23 protein-coding genes, 1 pseudogene and 2 other annotated features (1 of these 26 cut by a window edge) are annotated in these 20,121 nt (G+C 36.4%); of the genes and pseudogenes, 14 read left to right on the top strand and 10 right to left on the bottom strand.

The annotated features are described in order from the left end of the window. Nucleotides 1-41: 41 nt before the first annotated feature. A complete protein-coding gene (locus tag EUC40_RS19805) occupies nucleotides 42-938 on the bottom strand; it encodes a BclA C-terminal domain-containing protein (RefSeq protein ID WP_156576355.1) in 897 nt (298 codons plus the stop codon). Between the two features lie 162 nt (nucleotides 939-1,100). Here EUC40_RS19805 and EUC40_RS19800 point away from each other — a divergent pair, with 162 nt between their 5' ends. The 10 genes and pseudogenes from EUC40_RS19800 to EUC40_RS19755 all read left to right on the top strand — a co-directional run bounded on the left by EUC40_RS19800 (nucleotide 1,101) and on the right by EUC40_RS19755 (nucleotide 9,253). Further along, nucleotides 1,101-2,201 carry a glycosyltransferase gene (locus EUC40_RS19800; RefSeq protein ID WP_156576354.1) on the top strand — a complete coding sequence of 367 codons (1,101 nt, stop codon included), beginning with the start codon at nucleotides 1,101-1,103 and terminating at the stop codon, nucleotides 2,199-2,201. 290 nt (nucleotides 2,202-2,491) lie between these two features. Next, on the top strand, nucleotides 2,492-3,181 hold the full coding sequence (locus tag EUC40_RS19795) for a class I SAM-dependent methyltransferase (protein ID WP_156576353.1): 690 nt from the start codon (nucleotides 2,492-2,494) through the stop codon (nucleotides 3,179-3,181). Then, nucleotides 3,178-3,864 (top strand): glycosyltransferase family protein, encoded by a 687-nt coding sequence (locus tag EUC40_RS19790; protein ID WP_156576352.1) that lies wholly within the window; start codon nucleotides 3,178-3,180, stop codon nucleotides 3,862-3,864. The genes EUC40_RS19795 and EUC40_RS19790 overlap by 4 nt, the downstream gene beginning before the upstream one ends. Nucleotides 3,865-3,866: 2 nt before the next feature. Further along, nucleotides 3,867-4,558: pseudogene (locus EUC40_RS19785) on the top strand (glycosyltransferase family protein). Between the two features lie 14 nt (nucleotides 4,559-4,572). After that, entirely contained in the window at nucleotides 4,573-5,310 is a 738-nt protein-coding gene (locus tag EUC40_RS19780) for a sugar phosphate nucleotidyltransferase (RefSeq protein WP_156576351.1), read from the top strand. 8 nt (nucleotides 5,311-5,318) lie between these two features. Then, complete coding sequence (gene rfbC / locus EUC40_RS19775) at nucleotides 5,319-5,864, top strand: dTDP-4-dehydrorhamnose 3,5-epimerase (RefSeq protein ID WP_156576350.1); 546 nt, start codon at nucleotides 5,319-5,321, stop codon at nucleotides 5,862-5,864. A gap of 15 nt (nucleotides 5,865-5,879) precedes the next feature. Then, complete coding sequence (gene rfbB / locus EUC40_RS19770; RefSeq protein WP_156576349.1) at nucleotides 5,880-6,851, top strand: dTDP-glucose 4,6-dehydratase; 972 nt, start codon at nucleotides 5,880-5,882, stop codon at nucleotides 6,849-6,851. 11 nt (nucleotides 6,852-6,862) lie between these two features. Then, complete coding sequence (gene rfbD / locus EUC40_RS19765) at nucleotides 6,863-7,717, top strand: dTDP-4-dehydrorhamnose reductase (RefSeq protein WP_156576348.1); 855 nt, start codon at nucleotides 6,863-6,865, stop codon at nucleotides 7,715-7,717. A 108-nt stretch (nucleotides 7,718-7,825) separates the two neighbouring features. Beyond that, nucleotides 7,826-8,596: an enoyl-ACP reductase FabI gene (gene fabI, locus EUC40_RS19760; RefSeq protein ID WP_000421885.1), complete on the top strand. Its 771-nt coding sequence runs from the start codon at nucleotides 7,826-7,828 to the stop codon at nucleotides 8,594-8,596. Nucleotides 8,597-8,737: 141 nt separating this feature from the next. After that, complete coding sequence (locus EUC40_RS19755; protein ID WP_156576964.1) at nucleotides 8,738-9,253, top strand: spore coat CotO family protein; 516 nt, start codon at nucleotides 8,738-8,740, stop codon at nucleotides 9,251-9,253. Between the two features lie 60 nt (nucleotides 9,254-9,313). Here EUC40_RS19755 and EUC40_RS19750 read toward each other — a convergent pair whose 3' ends face one another. Further along, the gene (locus EUC40_RS19750) at nucleotides 9,314-9,772 is read right to left on the bottom strand and encodes a CotY/CotZ family spore coat protein (RefSeq protein WP_156576347.1); all 459 of its coding nucleotides are present in this window, start codon (nucleotides 9,770-9,772) and stop codon (nucleotides 9,314-9,316) included. A gap of 124 nt (nucleotides 9,773-9,896) precedes the next feature. Here EUC40_RS19750 and EUC40_RS19745 point away from each other — a divergent pair, with 124 nt between their 5' ends. Next, the gene (locus EUC40_RS19745; protein WP_000899657.1) at nucleotides 9,897-10,256 is read left to right on the top strand and encodes a DUF1360 domain-containing protein; all 360 of its coding nucleotides are present in this window, start codon (nucleotides 9,897-9,899) and stop codon (nucleotides 10,254-10,256) included. A gap of 101 nt (nucleotides 10,257-10,357) precedes the next feature. Continuing rightward, on the top strand, nucleotides 10,358-10,543 hold the full coding sequence (locus EUC40_RS19740) for a cytochrome C oxidase subunit III (protein ID WP_156576346.1): 186 nt from the start codon (nucleotides 10,358-10,360) through the stop codon (nucleotides 10,541-10,543). Between the two features lie 75 nt (nucleotides 10,544-10,618). On the opposite strand, the gene exsF is transcribed toward EUC40_RS19740, so the two are convergent. The 6 genes from exsF to EUC40_RS19710 form a co-directional block, all read right to left on the bottom strand. Further along, nucleotides 10,619-11,122 (bottom strand): exosporium protein ExsF, encoded by a 504-nt coding sequence (gene exsF / locus EUC40_RS19735; RefSeq protein WP_156576345.1) that lies wholly within the window; start codon nucleotides 11,120-11,122, stop codon nucleotides 10,619-10,621. A gap of 167 nt (nucleotides 11,123-11,289) precedes the next feature. Continuing rightward, nucleotides 11,290-11,757, bottom strand: a complete 468-nt coding sequence (locus tag EUC40_RS19730) for a CotY/CotZ family spore coat protein (RefSeq protein ID WP_156576344.1) — start codon at nucleotides 11,755-11,757, stop codon at nucleotides 11,290-11,292. Between the two features lie 143 nt (nucleotides 11,758-11,900). Next, the gene (locus tag EUC40_RS19725) at nucleotides 11,901-13,967 is read right to left on the bottom strand and encodes an ATP-dependent helicase (RefSeq protein WP_156576343.1); all 2,067 of its coding nucleotides are present in this window, start codon (nucleotides 13,965-13,967) and stop codon (nucleotides 11,901-11,903) included. A 100-nt stretch (nucleotides 13,968-14,067) separates the two neighbouring features. Beyond that, nucleotides 14,068-14,490, bottom strand: coding sequence for a GNAT family N-acetyltransferase (locus tag EUC40_RS19720; protein ID WP_156576342.1), 423 nt, complete (start codon nucleotides 14,488-14,490; stop codon nucleotides 14,068-14,070). 1 nt (nucleotide 14,491) lies between these two features. After that, nucleotides 14,492-15,010, bottom strand: a complete 519-nt coding sequence (locus EUC40_RS19715; protein WP_071709956.1) for a YjcG family protein — start codon at nucleotides 15,008-15,010, stop codon at nucleotides 14,492-14,494. A gap of 94 nt (nucleotides 15,011-15,104) precedes the next feature. Then, on the bottom strand, nucleotides 15,105-15,836 hold the full coding sequence (locus tag EUC40_RS19710; protein ID WP_071709955.1) for an alpha/beta hydrolase: 732 nt from the start codon (nucleotides 15,834-15,836) through the stop codon (nucleotides 15,105-15,107). Between the two features lie 202 nt (nucleotides 15,837-16,038). Here EUC40_RS19710 and EUC40_RS19705 point away from each other — a divergent pair, with 202 nt between their 5' ends. Next, a complete protein-coding gene (locus EUC40_RS19705) occupies nucleotides 16,039-16,950 on the top strand; it encodes a DMT family transporter (RefSeq protein ID WP_000808236.1) in 912 nt (303 codons plus the stop codon). 76 nt (nucleotides 16,951-17,026) lie between these two features. Next, nucleotides 17,027-17,422, top strand: coding sequence for a PH domain-containing protein (locus EUC40_RS19700; RefSeq protein WP_156576341.1), 396 nt, complete (start codon nucleotides 17,027-17,029; stop codon nucleotides 17,420-17,422). 24 nt (nucleotides 17,423-17,446) lie between these two features. Here the strand turns inward: EUC40_RS19700 and EUC40_RS19695 are convergent, their stop codons facing one another. Continuing rightward, entirely contained in the window at nucleotides 17,447-17,842 is a 396-nt protein-coding gene (locus EUC40_RS19695) for an Ig-like domain-containing protein (RefSeq protein ID WP_156576340.1), read from the bottom strand. Between the two features lie 163 nt (nucleotides 17,843-18,005). After that, entirely contained in the window at nucleotides 18,006-19,478 is a 1,473-nt protein-coding gene (gene putP / locus EUC40_RS19690) for a sodium/proline symporter PutP (RefSeq protein WP_156576339.1), read from the bottom strand. Between the two features lie 306 nt (nucleotides 19,479-19,784). Further along, nucleotides 19,785-20,022: a binding site (T-box leader), on the top strand. Between the two features lie 42 nt (nucleotides 20,023-20,064). Beyond that, nucleotides 20,065-20,121: a binding site (T-box leader), on the top strand (it continues 188 nt past the right edge of the window).

Here is a 20,121-nt window from a genome sequence, read left to right as displayed (position 1 = left end):
AAAGCAGTAAAACTAGTATTAGTTTTACTGCTAAGTAAAAGTTAAGCAATTTTTTCAATAATAATGGATGCACTTGTACCAAGAGCTAATGATAACCCAATTCCCGTAACAACCGCTTCAACTAGTGATGGTGTGACAGTAATCTGTGTAATGGCTTGGATAACGATAGGTGCTCCAACTGAGATTAAGCTTGTGCCTGTACCTGGTATATTAGAGCCATTCACTTGAATTGCGAGGCTACCCAATAAACTTACTGCTGTAGTATATGCAATAACAGTAATTTTATAGAATCCAGTTTCATTAATTATGAAAGTATCGGGATCCATTTGAGCAATTGCTGTACCAAACTGTGATCCAACCGTGTTAAATGGTACGGGTTGATTAATTCCAATAGATAAAGGAGCTGTAGCAGAGTTATATGCATACAATCCTGCTGGTAAACCTAATCCAGAAGGTCCAGTTGCACCGGTCGGCCCGGTTGGTCCAGTTGCACCAGTCGCACCAGTTGCGCCAGACGGCCCGGTTGGTCCAGTCACACCAGTCGCACCAGACGGCCCGGTTGGTCCAGTTGCACCAGTTGGACCAGTTGGACCAGTTGCACCAGTCGGCCCAGTTGCGCCAGTCGGCCCAATCGGTCCACCAGAAGGTCCAGTCGGCCCAGTTACACCGGTCGGCCCAATCGGTCCACCAGAAGGTCCAGTCGCACCAGTTGCGCCAGTTGCACCAGTCGGCCCAGTTGGTCCAGTCGGTCCAATTGGTCCACCGGAAGGTCCAGTTGCACCAGTCGGCCCAGTCGGCCCGGTTGGCCCGGTCGGCCCAGTCGGAAGCGTAAACGGTGGTATTGGTGGTAATGTCGGTCCTACAAGGTTAGGATCAAATGCACTAGCTGATAAAGATTCATCGGGATTTAATCCATCTGAATAATTATTATTTGACATAAGTTCACCTCCAGAAAGCGTTCATTATATAGTAGGTGAAAAACTAGAAGAAAATGACAAGGACATGTGAATTGTTGAAAAGAAATCTTGAACTACTTGAACAAGATAAAAAAATGGAAAGTTTATTGTGTATATAACATATGATTGATTTGGAAGAGGGTGATGGTATTGAACAAGCAAAGGCCTACAATTAGTTTATGTATGATTGTTCGCGATGAAGAAAATACGATAGGTCGATGTTTGGATGCCGTAGAAAACATTGTTGATGAAATTATTGTAGTTGATACAGGTTCCATTGATCGCACGAAAGAAATTGTAGCTCGATATACCTCTAACATATACAATTTTCCATGGATTGATGATTTTGCGGCAGCTAGAAATTTTTCTTTTTCAAAAGCAACGCAAGAATATATATTATGGTTAGATGCTGATGATGTGCTATTAGAGGATGCTCAAGAAGCGCTGAAACAGTTAAAAGAAGAATTAGATTCTAATGTGGATGCTGTTTCGATGCCGTATTATCTTGTAATGGATTCTAATGGGAAGCCTTTATATTGTACAAAAAGATATCGACTTGTAAAGCGAGAAAAACAGTTTCAATGGTTTGGAAAGGTTCATGAGTATTTAGCTATTTCTGGTGAGATTTTGAATAGTAATGTCGCTGTTACGCATAAAAAAGAAAAAAAAGTAACGAACCGTAATTTGAAAATTTTTCAAAATGCTGTAGCGGCTGGAGAAGAATTAAGTCCGAGAGATTTGTTTTATTATGCGAATGAATCTATGGATAATGAAAAATATGAGGATGCAATTTTGCTATATGAAGTATTTCTTAATCAAGACGAAGGTTGGCATGAAGAGAAAATTTATGCATGTGGTAAGCTAGGAGATTGTTATGCAAAGCGCGGGGATTGGGAAAAGGCAATTGAATCTTGTACGAAATCTTTTCGCTATGATATTCCAAGAGGAGAGAATTGTACAAGAATAGGATATATATATATGGAACAAGAAAAATATAATGAAGCGATATTTTGGTTTAAACTTGCAACAGAAGTACCGCTGGCAAAGGATAGTCCTTTTCATAGTCCAGCAAGCTACACATGGCTACCATATTTACAAATGTGTATTTGTTATAGCAAGTTAGGAGATCAAGAGAAAGCTTATTATTACAATGAATTAGCAGCTGCTTATGTTCCAAATAATGCTGCAATTGAATATAATCGTAAATATTTTCGGGGGATTTTCGATGAACAATATAAAGTGTAATAGGTTTCGTTTTTTAGAAATGGTTTATCGTTATTCTAACTCTAATAGATTGGCTATATATTAAAGTAGCAGCAATGTAATCAAGTGCAGGTAACATCTTTTAGCTGGTAGTAAGACTCCAACCTCAAGAGTGGATTAGAGCGATGGAAGCCGGGCTGCCTGTAAACACTCGATTGGTGAAGGCTACTAATCAGTAGGAAATGAAAAAAAGCTTATTGATTACAGTTTCACGTTATAGAATTCATATGAGATTTATATTTCAAATTCAATTTGCATAAGGAGTGTGTGAAATGAATCGGGAAAAAAGCTCTTTACATGAAGGAAAATCCGAACATCATTATAATGCAGTAAATCCGAATTTATTGAAGCATATCAAAAAGGACTGGGGAGAAGTTCTTGATATTGGTTGCTCGAGCGGTGCACTAGGAGCCGCTATTAAAGAAAATGGCACACGTGTATCAGGAATTGAGGTATTTCCAGAGGCTGCAGAAAAGGCAAGAGAGAGACTGGACCATGTGGTTTTAGGTGATATAGAAAATATAGATCTTCCTTATGAGGAGGAGCAATTTGATTGTGTCATATTCGGAGATGTATTAGAGCATTTATTTGATCCATGGGCTGTAATTGAAAAAGTTAAGCCATATATAAAGCAAAATGGTGTGATTTTAGCCAGTATACCGAACGTATCTCATATTTCAGTATTAGCTCCCTTACTTGCTGGAAACTGGACGTATACAGAATATGGTTTATTAGACAAAACACATATACGTTTCTTTACATTTAATGAAATGCTAAGAATGTTTTTTAAAGCGGGATATGCTATTAGTAAAGTAGATCGTGTATATGTTGATCATAAAATATATGAACCACTTATTGAGGAGTTATATGGAATTTGTAAAAAATATAACCTAGGAAGCGGCTTTATGGCTGAGACGGTTGTATTTCAGTATATTATTGAAGCTGAAAAATCACAATTATGAGCGATGCAGAGAAAACAATATTATTTGTTACATGTATAAACGACCGGAAATTGTATGCACAATGTGCACGACATATAATGACATTGGCAGTACCTCCAGGGTATACGGTACAATTTATGCCGATTCGAAATGCGAAAAGTATGACAAGTGGATACAATCAAGCTATTTCGCATCCAGCGAAATATAAAGTGTATATACACCAAGATGTTTTTATTATAAATGGAACTTTTCTGTACCAATTAATTCAATTATTTGAGGAACATGAACACCTTGGGATGATTGGGATGATTGGAGCCCAATATGTACCTCCAACTGGAGTATGGGGTCAAGGGCGGGGGATTGTTGGAAAAGTCATTGGTTATATGAATGATTTGTTTTATATGGCAAGTTTAGAGCAACCGTTCCATGAATCGAAAACATTTATTCCTGTAGAATGTATTGACGGGTTATTGATGGCGACGCAATATGACGTTCCGTGGCGAGAAGACATATTTGATGGATTTGATTTTTATGATGTATCTCAATCATTTGAATTTATAAAAGCGGGATATACAGTCGGTGTACCTGTACAGCGCGACGCTTGGTGTATTCATTATCATTTTGATGTGAATATGACGAACTATGAAAAGTATAGGGAAATATTTGTGGAGCACTATATGTCAGATGTAAATAAGGAAGAGTAAGGGTGGATTATAAAGTAAAAGATCATACAATATTAGGCATTGTTTATGTAAATAAGGAAGAACTATTCAAACAATGTGAGAGGCAAATAAGAACTCTTTGTGTTCCCCCTGGCTATGCGGTGTGAATTTTCCAATACGAGATGCAAAAAGTATGGCAGGTGCATACAACCAAGCGCTTTCATACCCTGCGAAGTACAAAGTGTATATATATCAAGATACTTACCTCATTAATCGCAAGATGTTATATACACTTATTTCTCTTTTTAAAGATAATGAAAAGCTTGGTTTAATTGGAGTGGCTGGAGCTCAATTTTTACCGAGTAACGGGATATGGTGGGAAGGGAAAAATTTAGTAGGGAAAGTGATCGAGTATAAAGAGCGGAATTATTAATTATTAAGTTTAGATCAGGGGTTTTATAGAAATCAATCTTTTATGTCAGTTCAAGCAATTGCTGGTTTACTAATGGCAACGCAGTATGATATTTCGTGGCGAGAAGATTTGTTTCAAGGGTTCGATTTTTATGATGTGTCGCAGTCTTTAGAGTTTCAAAAGGCTGGTTATTTGATCGGTATACCAAATCAAGCGAATTTATGGTGTATTCATTACAACGGAGATGAGTTTGATGCGGATACATATGAGAAGTATCGAAAAGTATTTGTAGAACATTACAAAGATATATTATCTCCATCATAAGGGGGAGATGTAGGGTGAAAGGGATTATTTTAGCAGGTGGTACTGGATCGAGACTATATCCAATAACGAAAGTGACGAATAAACATTTGCTTCCTGTTGGACGGTATCCGATGATTTATCATGCGGTATATAAGCTGAAACAATGCGAGATTACAGATGTCATGATTATTACGGGTAAAGAGCATATGGGGGATGTTGTTAGTTTTTTGGGAAGTGGTCATGAATTTGGCGTATCCTTTACGTATCGTGTGCAAGATAAAGCTGGTGGAATCGCACAAGCGTTAGGACTTTGTGAAGATTTCATAGGGAATGACCGTATGGTAGTTATATTAGGAGATAATATTTTCTCAGATGATATTCGTCCGTATGTTGAAGAGTTTACAAATCAAAAAGAAGGTGCGAAAGTACTATTACAATCTGTAGACGATCCCGAAAGATTTGGCGTAGCACATATTCAAGACCGCAAAATAGTTGAAATTGAAGAAAAACCGAAAGAGCCGAAAAGTTCCTATGCAGTCACAGGGATTTATTTGTATGATTCGAAAGTTTTTTCTTATATAAAAGAATTAAAACCTTCTGCACGGGGAGAACTTGAAATTACAGATATAAATAATTGGTATTTAAAACGAGGAGTACTTACTTATAATGAAATGAACGGCTGGTGGACGGATGCAGGAACTCATGCTTCTCTTCAAAAGGCGAATGTGTTAGCGCGGGATATAAACTTTGGGAAACAGTTTAACGGAGAATAGGTGAGAATATGAGAGTTGTAGAAACGAACTTTACCGATGTGAAATTGTTAGAACCGAGATTATTTGAGGATGAGCGTGGCTTTTTTACAGAAAGTTATAATAAGAAGGTGCTAGAAACATTAGGGATTGCGTATTCATTTGTACAGGATAATGTATCTTATTCCACTAGGGCGGGAACGATTCGGGGATTACATTTTCAAAAAAATCCGAAAGCACAAACGAAACTTATTCAAGTTATGCAAGGAGCAATTTATGACGTTATCGTAGACTTGCGAAAAGATTCACCTACGTTTAAACAGTGGAAAGGATACATTTTAAGTGCGGATAATCATAGGGAATTGTTAGTGCCAAAAGGATTTGCGCACGGGTTTTGTACGCTTGTTCCGCATACTATCGTTATGTATAAAGTAGATGAATATTATAGCGCAGAGCATGATTCGGGATTGCTTTGGGAAGATAAAGAATTAGCAATTCCATGGCCGGTGACAAATCCGATATTGTCTGATAAGGATCAAGTATTACCATCACTTCAGGAATATGAAGATAGTTTTTAAGTAGGAGCGTTGTTTATGAATATATTAGTAACAGGTGGGGCTGGATTTATTGGAAGCAACTTTGTTCATTACATGTTACAAAGCTATGGAACATATAAGATTATTAATTATGACGCATTAACATATAGCGGGAATTTAAATAACGTGAAGTCTCTTCAAGGTCACCCTAATTACTCTTTTGTAAAAGGAGAAATTCAAAATGGAGAGCTGCTAGAGCATGTCATAAAAGATCGGGATGTCCAAGTGATTGTAAATTTCGCAGCCGAATCACATGTGGACCGTAGCATTGAAAACCCGATCCCATTTTATGATACGAATGTAATCGGGACAGTTACTTTATTAGAATTGGTGAAAAAATATCCGCATATTAAGCTGGTGCAAGTATCAACGGATGAAGTATACGGTTCTTTAGGGAAAACAGGAAAGTTTACTGAGGAAACCCCGTTAGCTCCAAATAGTCCATATTCTTCAAGTAAAGCGAGCGCTGACATGATAGCTTTATCTTACTATAAAACATATCAAGTACCAGTCATAGTGACACGCTGTTCTAACAACTATGGACCATATCAATATCCTGAAAAGTTAATTCCGTTAATGGTTACAAATGCGCTGGAAGGAAAGAAACTACCGTTATATGGTGATGGGTTAAATATAAGAGATTGGTTACATGTAACAGATCATTGTAGTGCAATTGATATTGTTTTGCATAAGGGACGTGTAGGAGAAGTATATAATGTAGGTGGAAATAATGAAAAAACAAATGTAGAAGTTGTGGAACAAATTATTACTTTCTTAGGAAAAACAAAAAAAGATATTGAATATGTGACAGACCGTTTAGGGCACGACCGCCGTTATGCGATTGATGCAGAGAAAATGAAGAATGAATTTGATTGGGAACCGAAGTATACGTTCGAACAAGGATTGCGAGAAACGGTTCATTGGTATGAAAAGAATAAGGAATGGTGGAAACCACTAAAAGATCAGTAAGGGGCATGTAAATGAAAGAGCGGGTTATCATAACAGGAGCAAATGGTCAATTAGGAAAGCAACTACAAGAAGAGTTAAATCCTGAAGTATATGACATATATCCATTTGATAAAAAGCTACTAGATGTAACAAATATATCCCAAATTCAGCAAGTGGTACAAGAAATACATCCACATATAATTATTCATTGTGCAGCATACACGAAAGTAGATCATGCTGAGAAAGAACAGGATCTTGCGTATAGAATAAATGCAATAGGAGCTCGAAATGTAGCAATTGCCTCGCAACTAGTAGGGGCTAAGTTAGTGTATATTAGTACCGATTATGTATTTCAAGGCGATAGACCAGATGGCTATCATGAATTTCATAATCCAGCGCCAATAAATATATACGGAGCTTCTAAGTATGCGGGGGAGCAGTTCGTCAAAGAGCTGCATAATAAATATTTTATCATCCGTACATCTTGGTTGTATGGTAAATATGGTAATAATTTTGTGAAAACGATGATACAATTAGGAAAAGAAAGAGAAGAAATAACAGTTGTATCGGATCAAATTGGCTCTCCCACGTATGTGGCGGATTTAAATGTTATTATTAATAAACTTATTCATACTTCTTTATACGGTACGTATCATGTATCAAATAGTGGTTCGTGTTCTTGGTTTGAATTTGCTCAAAAAATATTTTCACATACAAACAGTAAGGTGAAAGTATTACCCGTTTCAACCGAAGAATTTGGATCGGCAGCTGCAAGACCGAAATATTCCGTTTTTCAACATAACATGCTACGATTAAATGGTTTTTTACAAATGCCTTCCTGGGAAGAAGGATTAGAACGGTTTTTTATAGAAACAAAAAGTCATTAGCAAATTTATGTTAATGACTTTTTTGTTTGCCTTTAAGAGGTTTTATGGTACTATAATTATAGTATCAGGTACTAATAACAAGTATAAGTATTTCTGGGAGGATATATCATGGAACTATTACAAGGGAAAACATTTGTTGTTATGGGCGTTGCGAACCAAAGAAGTATTGCATGGGGAATTGCTCGCTCTTTGCATAATGCAGGCGCAAAATTAATATTCACATATGCTGGAGAACGTTTAGAAAGAAATGTTCGTGAATTAGCAGACACATTAGAAGGACAAGAATCACTTGTATTACCTTGTGATGTAACGAATGATGAGGAACTTACAGCTTGCTTTGAAACGATTAAGCAAGAAGTTGGTACAATTCACGGTGTTGCACACTGTATTGCTTTTGCAAATCGTGACGATTTAAAAGGTGAATTTGTAGATACTTCTCGCGATGGATTTTTACTTGCACAAAATATTAGTGCATTCTCTTTAACAGCTGTAGCAAGAGAAGCGAAGAAGGTAATGACAGAAGGCGGAAATATTTTAACGTTAACATACCTTGGCGGCGAGCGCGTTGTGAAAAACTATAATGTTATGGGTGTTGCGAAAGCTTCATTAGAAGCGAGTGTGAAATATTTAGCGAACGATTTAGGTCAACATGGTATTCGTGTTAATGCTATTTCTGCAGGACCAATTCGTACGTTATCTGCGAAAGGTGTAGGCGATTTCAATTCAATCTTAAGAGAAATCGAGGAGCGTGCGCCACTTCGTCGTACAACAACTCCAGAAGAAGTTGGCGATACAGCAGTATTCTTATTCAGTGATTTAGCACGTGGGGTAACAGGAGAAAATATTCACGTTGATTCAGGATATCATATTTTAGGATAAATATTGATTATAGTTTTTAAAGGGCAGTCTCTAAACATTGAGGCTGCTCTTTTTTATTGTTCTCAGAAAGAATGATTTTTACGAAAGTTCTTGCCGCGTGATGAATATAACTATAATAGTACACGATTTATCCAGCTACGTATGGAAGTGGGAGGGACGAGTGTGAAGAATAAAAATAAAAGCTCAACAGTTGGAAAACCGTTGTTATATATCACGCAAGTAAATTTAGAACTTGCTGCACCGAAAATAAAAAGAATTATTCTTACAAACTTTGAAAATGAGGATCGCAAAGAACAAAGTAATAGAAATGAAAATATTGTAAGTAGTGCTGTGGAAGAGGTAGTAGAACAAAAACAACAAGAAGAGCCGCAAGTAGAAGAAAAAATAGAAGAGGAGGAACAAGAAGAGCAGGTGAGAACGGTCCCGTACAATAAATCATTTAAGGATATGAATAATGAAGAAAAAATTCATTTTTTATTAAATCGCCCTCATTACATTCCGAAAGTAAGATGTAGAATAAAAACAGCGACAATCGCATATATCGGATCGATTATATCGTACCGTAATGGCATTGTGTCCATTATGCCACCAAATAGTATGCGAGATATTAAGTTATCTATAGAAGATATCAAATCGATTGATATGGCTGGTTTATAAATATGTAAAGGTGGTAGAAATGTTCTACCACCCTAATAGTTTTTTAGTTTACTTAACTTATTAGATAGAAACGTCGCGTAAGCATTGAATCGCACAGAAACAGCTTAAATCAACAGTAATGCAAGTAGCAGTCGATTTTAATTTCGAAGTTGGCGCATTTAAAAACGTACAAATTGGATCGTCACCAGGTTTTACAGGCGTCCCATCATTAAATATTACAGTTAATACACGTAGTACAGCACAGCTATCATCATCTACGCTTTCAACGCGGAAAATTGGGGAAGTACATTGCTTAAGGTCTCCTATTGGTGCAAATGCCTCAAAAGGTGTTCCAGCTTTTGTGTATAAAATAAAAGGGCGTGTATTTGCTACTGCAGCACTATTATGTGCTCCTAAAAATGGGATTTCACAACCAGATCCACACGTTGTTGTAGAGCAATCTTGTAATTCATTGATGAATTTTACAACGTCAACTACACAATGAGAAGAGCCATGGTGTTTATTTTCGTTACAACTCATTAATGTCACTCCTTATCTTCTTGTTTGTATTTACATTAATAAGATATTGGAGTCGGGGGGATTTGGTCACAATCTCAAGACCTTTTTTTTTAAATAGGCGAAAGAAGATAAGGAAGGTGGGATCATGTTGTTTACAAGTTGGCTTTTATTTTTTATTTTTGCACTAGCAGCTTTTAGGTTAACTCGTCTCATTGTTTATGATAAAATTACAGCCTTTTTACGAAGACCGTTTATTGATGAATTAGAGATTACAGAGCCGGATGGAAGTGTATCAACTTTTACAAAGGTGAAAGGGAAAGGGTTAAGAAAGTGGATTGGTGAATTATTAAGCTGCTATTGGTGTACAGGTGTATGGGTTAGTGCTTTTTTATTGGTTTTATATAAGTGGATTCCTATTGCCGCGGAGCCGTTACTTGCATTATTAGCTATTGCGGGTGCCGCAGCGATCATTGAAACGATTACGGGATATTTTATGGGAGAATAATATATTTTCATAACACGAGAAAAAGCGGAGTTTAAACGAATGAGGGAACGGAAATAAGAAGTTGTTCATATAGTAAATAGACAGAATTGACAGTAGAGGAGATGTTTGCTGTGAGCAATAATCCAAGGCAAAATTCATATGACCTGCAACAATGGTATAATATACAGCAACAACACCATGCACAACAACAGGCATATCAAGAGCAATTAGAGCAACAAGGATTTGTGAAGAAAAAGGGATGTAATTGCGGGAAAAAGAAGAACATAATAAAACAATATGAAGATTGAAACACTCATGTTATTGTGAGTGTTTTTTATTATAAATAGAAAAGCGGTATTTCAATGAAGAAATACCACTTTTTATTAACCAATTTGTGTAACTGTTAATGCTGCAGCACGGATATCTACAGTTCCAATTAATTCAACTGGTACAATTTGAATTAAGTTACCAGGGTTTAAGTTAATAAGAATAATACCACTGGATACATCTACTTCACCAGTACCAATAACGTTAGAGCGGACCGCTGTACCTGAGCCAGGAATAATGTTTTGTGGTGTATCTAATGATAAGAAGAAACGACCAGCTTCTGGTATTGCATTCGAATTATCAAGACTTATTGATAATGTGTAACTGATTTGGTAAATACCAGCTCGTTGAATTTGAATACCGTCTCCAATACTCACTGTATCGTTTAGGATAGGAACAGTGATATTTGGATTTGGACTTACGCTAGGTAATAGTAGTGGTTTGAATAATGAAGCAAATTGAGGTGCTGATGCATTGAACGCAAAACCAAAGGCAGGTAGTGAACTAGCTGGTTTCGGCGTGCAATCGATTTCAGTTGCTTTACAATCAGAAGAGAACATGCTTCTCACTCCTTCATCTGTTTCTACTCTTAGTTAATGAAAGGGACAGGTTCTGTGCTCTAGACAAGTTCCCAATTTTAAGAAAAATACATAATAATACCTTTTAAGCATGGATTGGGTGGCAGAAAATTCTGCCACCCAACCCATGCTTAAATTAGTATTTAGTTTTATATAGAAACATCGCGTAAGCATTGAATAGCACAGAAGCAACTTAGATCAACGGTAAGACAAGCAGCAGTCGATTTTAACTTCGCATGTGGTACATTTAAAAACGTACAGATCGGATCGTCACCAGCTTTTATAGGGGACCCATCACTATATACTACAGTTAATACACGTAATACCGCACAGTCATCATCATCTATACTCTCAACACGGAAAATAGGGGAAGTACAGTTCTTAAGGTCTCCTACCGGTGCAAATGCTTCAAAAGGTGTTCCAGCTTTAGTGTATAAAATAAAAGGACGTGTATTCGCTACTGCAGCACTATTATGTGCTCCTAAAAATGGAACTTCGCAACCAGATCCACATGTTGTCGTTGCGCATTCTTGTAATTCATGTATAAAACGAACGACATTCGATACACAATTAAAATCAAAATCATGTTGGTTATCTTCATTACAATTGCAGCTCATTATGTTCACTCCTTATCGTGAGTTCTGACATACACTATTACAATATGAATGGGATATGATTGATATTACGTTAATTCATATGATAAAAACAGGGAATTTATGTAGTGGGGATGTACATAACGTGATATAAAAAAAGACACCACTTATGTAGTGGATGTCTTTTCAGGTAAATCTTTTCGCACTGTATATAAAAAACGAGATATATCTAATTTCTTTCCTCTGAAAAATTGCGGAGAGGAAATGTAAAGTTCTTCTTTTGCACGCGTAATGGCAACATAAAGTAGTCGGCGTTCTTCTTCTAAAGCTTCAGAAGTATCTGTAACGCGATCATTTGCATCTTTTAAAGAAGAAGTATGGGGCAGAATCCCATCGCTCGCTCCAAGTAAAAAGACGCATGGGAATTCAAGACCTTTTGCATTATGAATTGACATAAGCGAAACGGCATCTTTTTGTGGCATTGTTTTTAATGCTTCCATTTCTTTTTGACCTTGAATCGCCTCATCAATAAATTGTAAGTAAGATGTAATATCGGTGAAACGATTTGCAGACTCCATTAATTCTTCTAACATTTCTTCTTGTATATCTTTATGCATCGTAAAGGAAGAACGATCGTTACTTTGTAAGTACTCTAAATACTTTCCTTTACCATGAATAATTTCTTTTAATGCTTTTTTCGGTTCTAATTCTTTTATAAATTTAATAAAATCGATACGCTCATTTACCTTTTTCACTTGAAAAGGTTTTAAGCTTGGATTTAATAATAAGAAATGAAGAAGAGAAGGGAAACGACCCTCACCATATTTCCATTGTTCACGTTCAATAAATGAAATGCAATCATCACGTCCGATATACATCGTTGGTAATATATTTGAAAGTGATTCTAGTCGAAACGGTTCCACCACCAGCCTTAAATGATCTAATACTGGCTTAATTAAAGAATGCTCATAAAATGACTGACTCGCACCGTGCTTAATGAACGGGATTTTGTGAATTGTAAGCTGATCAAGTAATGAGCGGCTTACAGAGTGTGTGCGATATAGTAAACAAAAATCTTTGAAGTTACGTTCGCCGCTATCCACTTTTTCTTGAATGAGCTGCAAAATTTGATTTGCTTCATCAAGAGTCGTAGCTGGTCGTGCGTAAAAGGGTTGTACACCTTCTTCACGAACAGAATATAGCTCTTTATCAAAACGTTCTTGATTTAGTTTGATAACCTCATTTCCGAGTCCGACGATAAATGGATTGGATCGATAATTCGTATTAAGTGCGATGATTGTTGTATTATCGAATTCCTTAGGAAAAGATAAAATGATTTGGTGGCTTGCTCCTCGCCAGCCATATATAGCTTGATCATCATCACCAGCGATAAATAAATTATTTCTTGGTGTGGCTAACAATTTTACAATTTCATATTGTGCATACGATGTATCTTGGAACTCATCTACTTCAATATAGTGGAACCGTTGTTGTAATTGAGTAAGCAAAGGAGCGTTATTTTCTAGCATATAATACGTTTCTAATAAGATATCATCGAAATCGATATAATTGTATTGCTGTTTTACCTCTTCAAAACGTTCATATACTTCTTTAAATTCTTGCTCGACTGGTGTCTTCGCTTTTACATCTTTCGGACGATTCAATTTGTTTTTCTCAAGTGAAATCATAGCGAGCATCGTTTCCGCATCATAATCGTCTTTCAAGCGTAGTTCTTTTAAAATTTTCTTTATCATAATTTGTTTATGTTTTTCATTTGCTAAAATTTGCTGATTATATCCTTGGCTACGAAGCAATTTTAAAAAGACAGAGTGGAACGTACCAGCGACAACATAGCTACTTGCAGCATGGTTCATGCCAGGTAAGTTCGCTACGCGAGTTCGAATTTCTTCAGCTGCTTTTTGTGTAAACGTTAGTAGTAAAATATTTCGCGGATGAACTTGTTTTACATTTACTAAATAACCTACGCGAGTTGTTAAAACGGATGTTTTCCCGCTTCCGGCACCAGCTAATGTAAGGACAGGACCTTCTGTTGTTCGTACTGCTTCTAATTGTTTTTCGTTTAAATAAACGTTCTGCTGTTCGAGAGCACGGAAATACGCCGCATCTGTATCTTCTTCCATAATTAAATGAGTAGATGTTTTCGGAATATGATACGTTGCTCGTGGAATGTCAGCGTGTGTTAACGATTTTTGTGAAAATTTTTCTTGTGTCATATATTCACCTTCAAAACTATAGCATCAACATTTAACTTTAGCGGAAGAAAAAGAAAATAGCAATGTAAAAAAACAGGAGGGGTTACCTCCTGTTTTCAAATTACAATTCTTTTATCATTACGACGTGCGGGATATTCGCTTCCATAAATACATCAGAAGTCGTTACGTATCCAAGTTTTGTATAGAAATCTTCAGCATGTGTTTGGGCATGAAGTTTCAATTTGGGTAGCGAGTTTTCCTTCGCATGTATTTCAAGTGCATCCATAACAATTTTTCCGATGCCTTTTTTGCGATGGGAACTTAGTACGCAAATGCGTTCCATCTTTCCTATCCCATCAACGATGCGAAAGCGGCCCGCGCCAACTGGAGCATCATTATCATATATAACAACGTGTGTGGAAGTTTCTTCAAACTCATCATACTCTTCTTCAGCAGAAACACGTTGTTCGTTCACAAATACTTGCTTACGTACAGAGAATGCATCTCTTAGTTGTTCATCTGTTTGTACGATTTGTGCATGCAAATTAGTTGTTCCCCTTTCCAAGGTGGAATGTTTCATGTACAGTCCACGTTCCATTTTCTAATTGATATAGAAGATGGAAACGATCAATAGGTTGCTCATAATAGAAATCTTTCATACGTAATCGACCTAATACATCAGCATGTTCTGCATCTGATAAGCCTTGTCCAATTGTTAAATGTGGTACGAAAGCGTATTCGCGTTCTTGTGTAAAGAAACCATTATGCATTTCTTCATTTAAGAAAGTAAGTTCAGGTGTTTTTTCTACTTTAAAATAAAGAACATTATTAACAGGTGCGAATGAACCAACTTTTCCAACATGAAGGGTGAAAGGGTTCGTTTTACCTGCGATTGTATGTAACTCGTTTACAATCGATTCTAGTTGATCATCTTGCGTTTCAAAGGGTGTTTTCAATGTAATATGTGGCGGAACTAATGCGTAGTGCGGATCATAACGCTTACGCAATCCGTTCGCTTTATCTTGAATCATTTTAGATGGAAAAATTACAATGCCTAATTTCATGTTCCAATTCCTCCCTTTGTAAGTCTAGTTAGATTTTGAGAAAAAATAAATCTCTCTATCTATTATATCAAATTATTCTGAATACTGCTCTCTATTATTTCATTGATAGAATATGAGAGAAAGCTTTCGGTAAATCAGCTTGCCAATACTTCCAAGTGTGATTTCCTTCAAATTCTTCGTAATGCGTGATGAAGTTTCTATCTGTAAGAAGCGTATTAAGCTCACGGTTCGGCTCTACGAAATCAGATACTTGTCCATCAGTGCGCTTTACAGCTGTTTCTTCTGTTCCAATAACGTGATAAAGTTCTAACGCCTGTGGATCTTTGAAGTCTTTTGCTAATTTCATCACTGTTTCATCAACAAACGGTGATTGCATAACGACTTTACCGAATGTATGCGGATACATAAGTGCAGTCATAAAGGAAACGGTTCCGCCAAGAGAATCCCCGATTAAAACACGTCCTTTTCCCATTTGATATGTTGGATAATTTTCATCAATATATGGTGCAAGTTCATGAGCAAGGAAGCGAATATACGCAGCATTTTTCACTTCATTTGGGAAATATTTTTCTTTACGATCGTGTACATTTTTATATGGAATACCGACAATAATTGTACGGTCAATGTCTTCAGTTTCACGAAGACTTTCAATCACACGGTGTGCTTTACCGAGCTGAAAATAATCTCTGCCATCTTGTGCAATTACAACTGTATGTTTGTGCAGTGGTGTGTAATTTACTGGCAAGTAAACGAGAAGCGTCACATCTTCTTGAAGTGATGTGCTATAAAATGAAATTTCTTCAATTCTCCCTATTGTTTGATTCATGTAGATCCCCCTAAATAAAAATTTACTGTAACGATTGTAAGAGCGACGCTTGTAGTGAAAAAGAAAGATAAATTCACTAATAGGTGCTTTCGTTTCTATTTTACCATAATGGTACGAAGAATCTAAAAAATTAGTATTTAAGTTAGGAAAGAAAACGGATATAATGAAGTGGGATTTTTACAGGTGAGAGGGGAGACAGGATTTGAAACAAGAAAGATCAATCGCACTACCATTAGCAATTTCTATTATAGCCATTTCATTCGCAGCAGTTTTTGTAAAGATGTCCTCAGCACCATCTTCTATTTTAAGTATGTATCGATTATGGATTATCGTACTTATTATGCTGCCAATCGTTTGGAAAAAACGGGAAGAGTTTCATAAGATTCAAATAAAAGATTGGGGATTTTTAATTGGGTCTGGATTCTTTTTAGCGCTTCATTTTCTTTTATGGTTTGAATCTTTAAAGCATACAACAGTTGCTAGTTCGACGATTATATTAGCACTTCAACCGATCGTATCTTTAGTTGGAGGTTTCTTCTTATTTAAAGAAAGAACGACATACTCAGCCATTGCGACAATGGGAATTGCGATACTAGGTGTAATGTGTATTGGATGGGGAGATTTAGGGTTAAGTGAACAAGCGATTTATGGGGATATATTATCCTTTTTAAGTGTAATAGCGGTGGTTGGTTATTTATTTATTGGTCAAACGACAGTAAAAAAAGTATCACATTGGATTTATAGCTTTACGGTCTTTGCATTCGCAGGTATTTTCATGGGAATTTATAATATAGTGTTGCAAGTGCCTTTTACAGGTTATACGAAGTGGGACTGGACTGTTTTTCTTTTACTTGCGGTCGTACCGACAGTTTCACATGTAATTAATAACTGGCTGTTGAATTATGTGAATGCAACAACGATTTCAATGAGTATTTTAGGAGAACCAGTTGGGGCATCTATATTAGCGTTCTTCTTGCTTGGAGAGAAATTAAATGCAATGCAAATTATCGGTAGCATGCTCGTATTGTTTGGTGTATCTGTTTTCTTACTACAGCAACAAAAACGAACAGCAAAAAATGTGGTGAACGAGCCGGTGTATACACAGGAATTATAATGTTAGGGGAGAAAAGAGAAGTTGTGATGCTTCTCTTTTTGTTTTGTAGAAATGTAGGTGAAGAAGGGGGAGGAGAATGGAATTTCCATCCAAAAAAGATGTATGGCTATATCCAATTTTTTTCGTTGTCATTGGTGCTTGTTTTGCTCCTATATTTGCAGGTAGAGAATATTTTCTTTTATTTTTTACAATTCCATTAGCTATCCTGTTTAGTTGGAGTTGGTTCTCGACAAAATATATTGTCAGGGAAGAAACAATTACTATTAGATCAGGCTTCATTAAAAAGCGCATATTTATACAAGATATAAAGCAAATTTCAAATACGAAAAATCCAATAGCAGCTCATGCTCTATCATTCGACCGAATTGAAATTGTTTACGGCGCACATAAAACAGAGATTATTTCTCCTAAAGGTAAAGAGCAATTCATCAATCTCGTTAAAAGTAAAAATCCACACATTGAAATCAAGTAAAAGAGTGGCTACGAAGCCACTCTTTTATTTTGGATTTGTCATATAAGGTTGTACATGAATGACGCATAGGTCACGGAACTTTCCTTCAGCAGTTGTGACAATTATGACTGCTCTTCCTGCACTTTTTCCAGTAATCGTTACCTTATCACCTTTTGTATATATTGTGATGACATCAGAGTGCATATTTGTCCAACTAAGCTCTTGATTTGTCGCTCGCATGGGCAAAATGGAAGCTGATAATTCAGTGCTTTGCCCAGTTTTTATTTTTAACTTATTTTTTTGCATATGAACACCAATAACTGGAATAACAGAAGGAGCAATGGAAATTGTAGGTTTAGGTTGTATGTTTAAACAAGAAGTAGAAGCGTTTGTAATAGGTGAAAATTTTCGTATTTGTTGTTGCTGGAAAGCTGCTAACATATTGGAGTCCCCTTTCTGTATAAGTGCTGATAGTACTACTATAAAGGAGTAGTGTTACGCCAAATTTAACGAAACATAAAGAAATTGTTAAATTCGAGCAGAAGATTGTCGAACTTTGATAAAAAGAAAGCTCTGCTGATACGATAACAGCAGAGCTTTTCCTTTATAGCTTATGTTGTTTTTCAAAATCCTCAAATTGTTCTTCAACTTCTTTTGAAGGTTGCGTTAGTAAACTAACAATTATGATCACTAGTAAACTAATAGCGAAACCAGGAATCATTTCATATAAGAAGTCTTTTAAGAATTTAAATTGTGTCCATATAATAACAGTCGCAGCACCAGAAATCATACCAGCAAGTGCGCCCCATTTCGTCATACGTTTCCAATATAAGCTTAATAAAATAGCAGGTCCGAATGAAGAACCAAATCCAGCCCAAGCATATCCAACAAGAGCTAAAATCGTATCATTTTGTTTAAACGCTAAAGCGCATCCGATTAATGCAATACCAAGTACAGCCATACGACCGACAAATACAAGCTCTTTATCAGAAGCAGAACGTTTAAAGAATGTACGATATAAATCTTCCGTTACAGCACTAGAAGTAACGAGTAACTGAGATGAGATTGTACTCATAATTGCTGCTAAAATAGCGGCTAATAAAAATCCAGTAATAAGTGGATGGAATAATATTTTTCCAAGTTCAAGGAAAATTGTCTCTGGATTAGATAATGTTAACTCTTGTTGTGAATAGTAAGCAATACCGATAAGACCAGTAAACATAGCTCCGACAACAGAGAAAATCATCCAGCTCATACCAATTCTTCGTGCGCTTTTAATTTCTTTTACAGACGAAATCGCCATAAAGCGTACGATAATATGAGGTTGTCCAACATAACCAAGGCCCCATGCAAATAAAGAAATAATTCCTAAAGTAGAGGCACCTTTAAAAATATCTAAACGTGTTGGATCTACAGAACGAATTGTATCAAATGCAGGTCCAAGGCCGTGCGAATTCATAATTGTTACGATAGGAACAAGAATAAGAGCAACTACCATAATAATCCCTTGCACGAAGTCTGTCCAACTTACTGCTAAGAAACCACCAAATAATGTGTAAGCGACAACAACGCCTGCAACAATGAATAATCCAACATGATAGTTCATGCCAAATGAATTTTCAAATAATACAGCGCCTGAAACTAATCCTGAAGCTACATAGAAAGTAAAGAAAATCATAATAACAAGTCCGGATACTAAGCGTAGCATGTGAGATTTGTCGTGGAAACGGTGTTCCAAAAATTCTGGGATAGTAATAGAGTTATTAGCCATTTCAGAGTAGGTACGTAAGCGAGGAGCGACATATAGCCAGTTTGCGTATGCGCCTAGTGTCAGGCCGATCGCAATCCAACTACTACTTAATCCAACGCTAAACATTGCACCGGGTAATCCCATTAAAAGCCAGCCACTCATATCTGATGCTCCAGCACTTAATGCTGTTACTGCGGGGCCTAGTGTACGCCCGCCAAGCATATAATCTGTTAAGTTGGATGTTCGTTTGTAGGCGAAATAGCCGATTACTAACATCCCGAGCATGTAAATAGAGATAGAAGTTAAAGTTAACATCTGCGTACTCATGTAGTTCCCCTTCCTTTTGTCATGTCTTTTGATGCGTTATGCATATTTATAATCTATCATGATTATTCTGAAAAATCCATACAGAAATATGAATTTTCAGAAATGTAAGCGTTTTTTGAAGTCATTTTACTTTTTTAATATATAATATTCATACAAAAAACCTTATTTTTAATAGAGTATTTATTATATTTACATAAAAAGAGGTTGTTTTGTCAATATAATATTGAAAGGAAAGAAAAATAAAATTTCAAAAAAAGTATTGACTTGTGAAAAAAGTTAGGTCTATAATGAGTGCAACTTAAAAAAATGCAAGCGTTGATGAAGAAGAGTACACATGATGAACATGTCAGAGAGCTGATGGTTGGTGCGAATCAGTATGGGATTGATGTGGAATGGGCTTCGGAGCTTCCAAACCGAAACGAAAGAAGTAGGCTTTGGCGACATGATCTCATCGATACAAGAGACACGTATTGTTTTTGATACGGTAAAGTGCGTTACAGTCGTAACGAATTAAGGTGGCACCACGGGAGTACCCGTCCTTTTTATAGGATGAGTACTCCCTTTTTGTATACAAAAAATTAAATAAATGAAATCGTTTAAGTAAGAAGAGTACGTATATTGGAGACGTTTCAGAGAGCTGGGG

This window comes from Bacillus luti (genome assembly GCF_009739945.1).
Taxonomy (GTDB): domain Bacteria; phylum Bacillota; class Bacilli; order Bacillales; family Bacillaceae_G; genus Bacillus_A; species Bacillus_A luti.
This window is presented reverse-complemented; position numbering and strand designations above follow the sequence as displayed.

What these genes read in the sequence shown, in the direction of transcription:
- EUC40_RS19805 (WP_156576355.1), bottom strand. Translation starts at nt 938, where the DNA reads ATGTCAAATAATAATTATTCAGATGGATTAAATCCCGATGAATCTTTA.
- EUC40_RS19800 (WP_156576354.1), top strand. Translation starts at nt 1,101, where the DNA reads ATGGTATTGAACAAGCAAAGGCCTACAATTAGTTTATGTATGATTGTT.
- EUC40_RS19795 (WP_156576353.1), top strand. Translation starts at nt 2,492, where the DNA reads ATGAATCGGGAAAAAAGCTCTTTACATGAAGGAAAATCCGAACATCAT.
- EUC40_RS19790 (WP_156576352.1), top strand. Translation starts at nt 3,178, where the DNA reads ATGAGCGATGCAGAGAAAACAATATTATTTGTTACATGTATAAACGAC.
- rfbC (WP_156576350.1), top strand. Translation starts at nt 5,319, where the DNA reads ATGAGAGTTGTAGAAACGAACTTTACCGATGTGAAATTGTTAGAACCG.
- rfbB (WP_156576349.1), top strand. Translation starts at nt 5,880, where the DNA reads ATGAATATATTAGTAACAGGTGGGGCTGGATTTATTGGAAGCAACTTT.
- rfbD (WP_156576348.1), top strand. Translation starts at nt 6,863, where the DNA reads ATGAAAGAGCGGGTTATCATAACAGGAGCAAATGGTCAATTAGGAAAG.
- fabI (WP_000421885.1), top strand. Translation starts at nt 7,826, where the DNA reads ATGGAACTATTACAAGGGAAAACATTTGTTGTTATGGGCGTTGCGAAC.
- EUC40_RS19755 (WP_156576964.1), top strand. Translation starts at nt 8,738, where the DNA reads ATGGAAGTGGGAGGGACGAGTGTGAAGAATAAAAATAAAAGCTCAACA.
- EUC40_RS19750 (WP_156576347.1), bottom strand. Translation starts at nt 9,772, where the DNA reads ATGAGTTGTAACGAAAATAAACACCATGGCTCTTCTCATTGTGTAGTT.
- EUC40_RS19745 (WP_000899657.1), top strand. Translation starts at nt 9,897, where the DNA reads ATGTTGTTTACAAGTTGGCTTTTATTTTTTATTTTTGCACTAGCAGCT.
- EUC40_RS19740 (WP_156576346.1), top strand. Translation starts at nt 10,358, where the DNA reads ATGTTTGCTGTGAGCAATAATCCAAGGCAAAATTCATATGACCTGCAA.
- exsF (WP_156576345.1), bottom strand. Translation starts at nt 11,122, where the DNA reads ATGTTCTCTTCTGATTGTAAAGCAACTGAAATCGATTGCACGCCGAAA.
- EUC40_RS19730 (WP_156576344.1), bottom strand. Translation starts at nt 11,757, where the DNA reads ATGAGCTGCAATTGTAATGAAGATAACCAACATGATTTTGATTTTAAT.
- EUC40_RS19725 (WP_156576343.1), bottom strand. Translation starts at nt 13,967, where the DNA reads ATGACACAAGAAAAATTTTCACAAAAATCGTTAACACACGCTGACATT.
- EUC40_RS19715 (WP_071709956.1), bottom strand. Translation starts at nt 15,010, where the DNA reads ATGAAATTAGGCATTGTAATTTTTCCATCTAAAATGATTCAAGATAAA.
- EUC40_RS19710 (WP_071709955.1), bottom strand. Translation starts at nt 15,836, where the DNA reads ATGAATCAAACAATAGGGAGAATTGAAGAAATTTCATTTTATAGCACA.
- EUC40_RS19700 (WP_156576341.1), top strand. Translation starts at nt 17,027, where the DNA reads ATGGAATTTCCATCCAAAAAAGATGTATGGCTATATCCAATTTTTTTC.
- EUC40_RS19695 (WP_156576340.1), bottom strand. Translation starts at nt 17,842, where the DNA reads ATGTTAGCAGCTTTCCAGCAACAACAAATACGAAAATTTTCACCTATT.
- putP (WP_156576339.1), bottom strand. Translation starts at nt 19,478, where the DNA reads ATGAGTACGCAGATGTTAACTTTAACTTCTATCTCTATTTACATGCTC.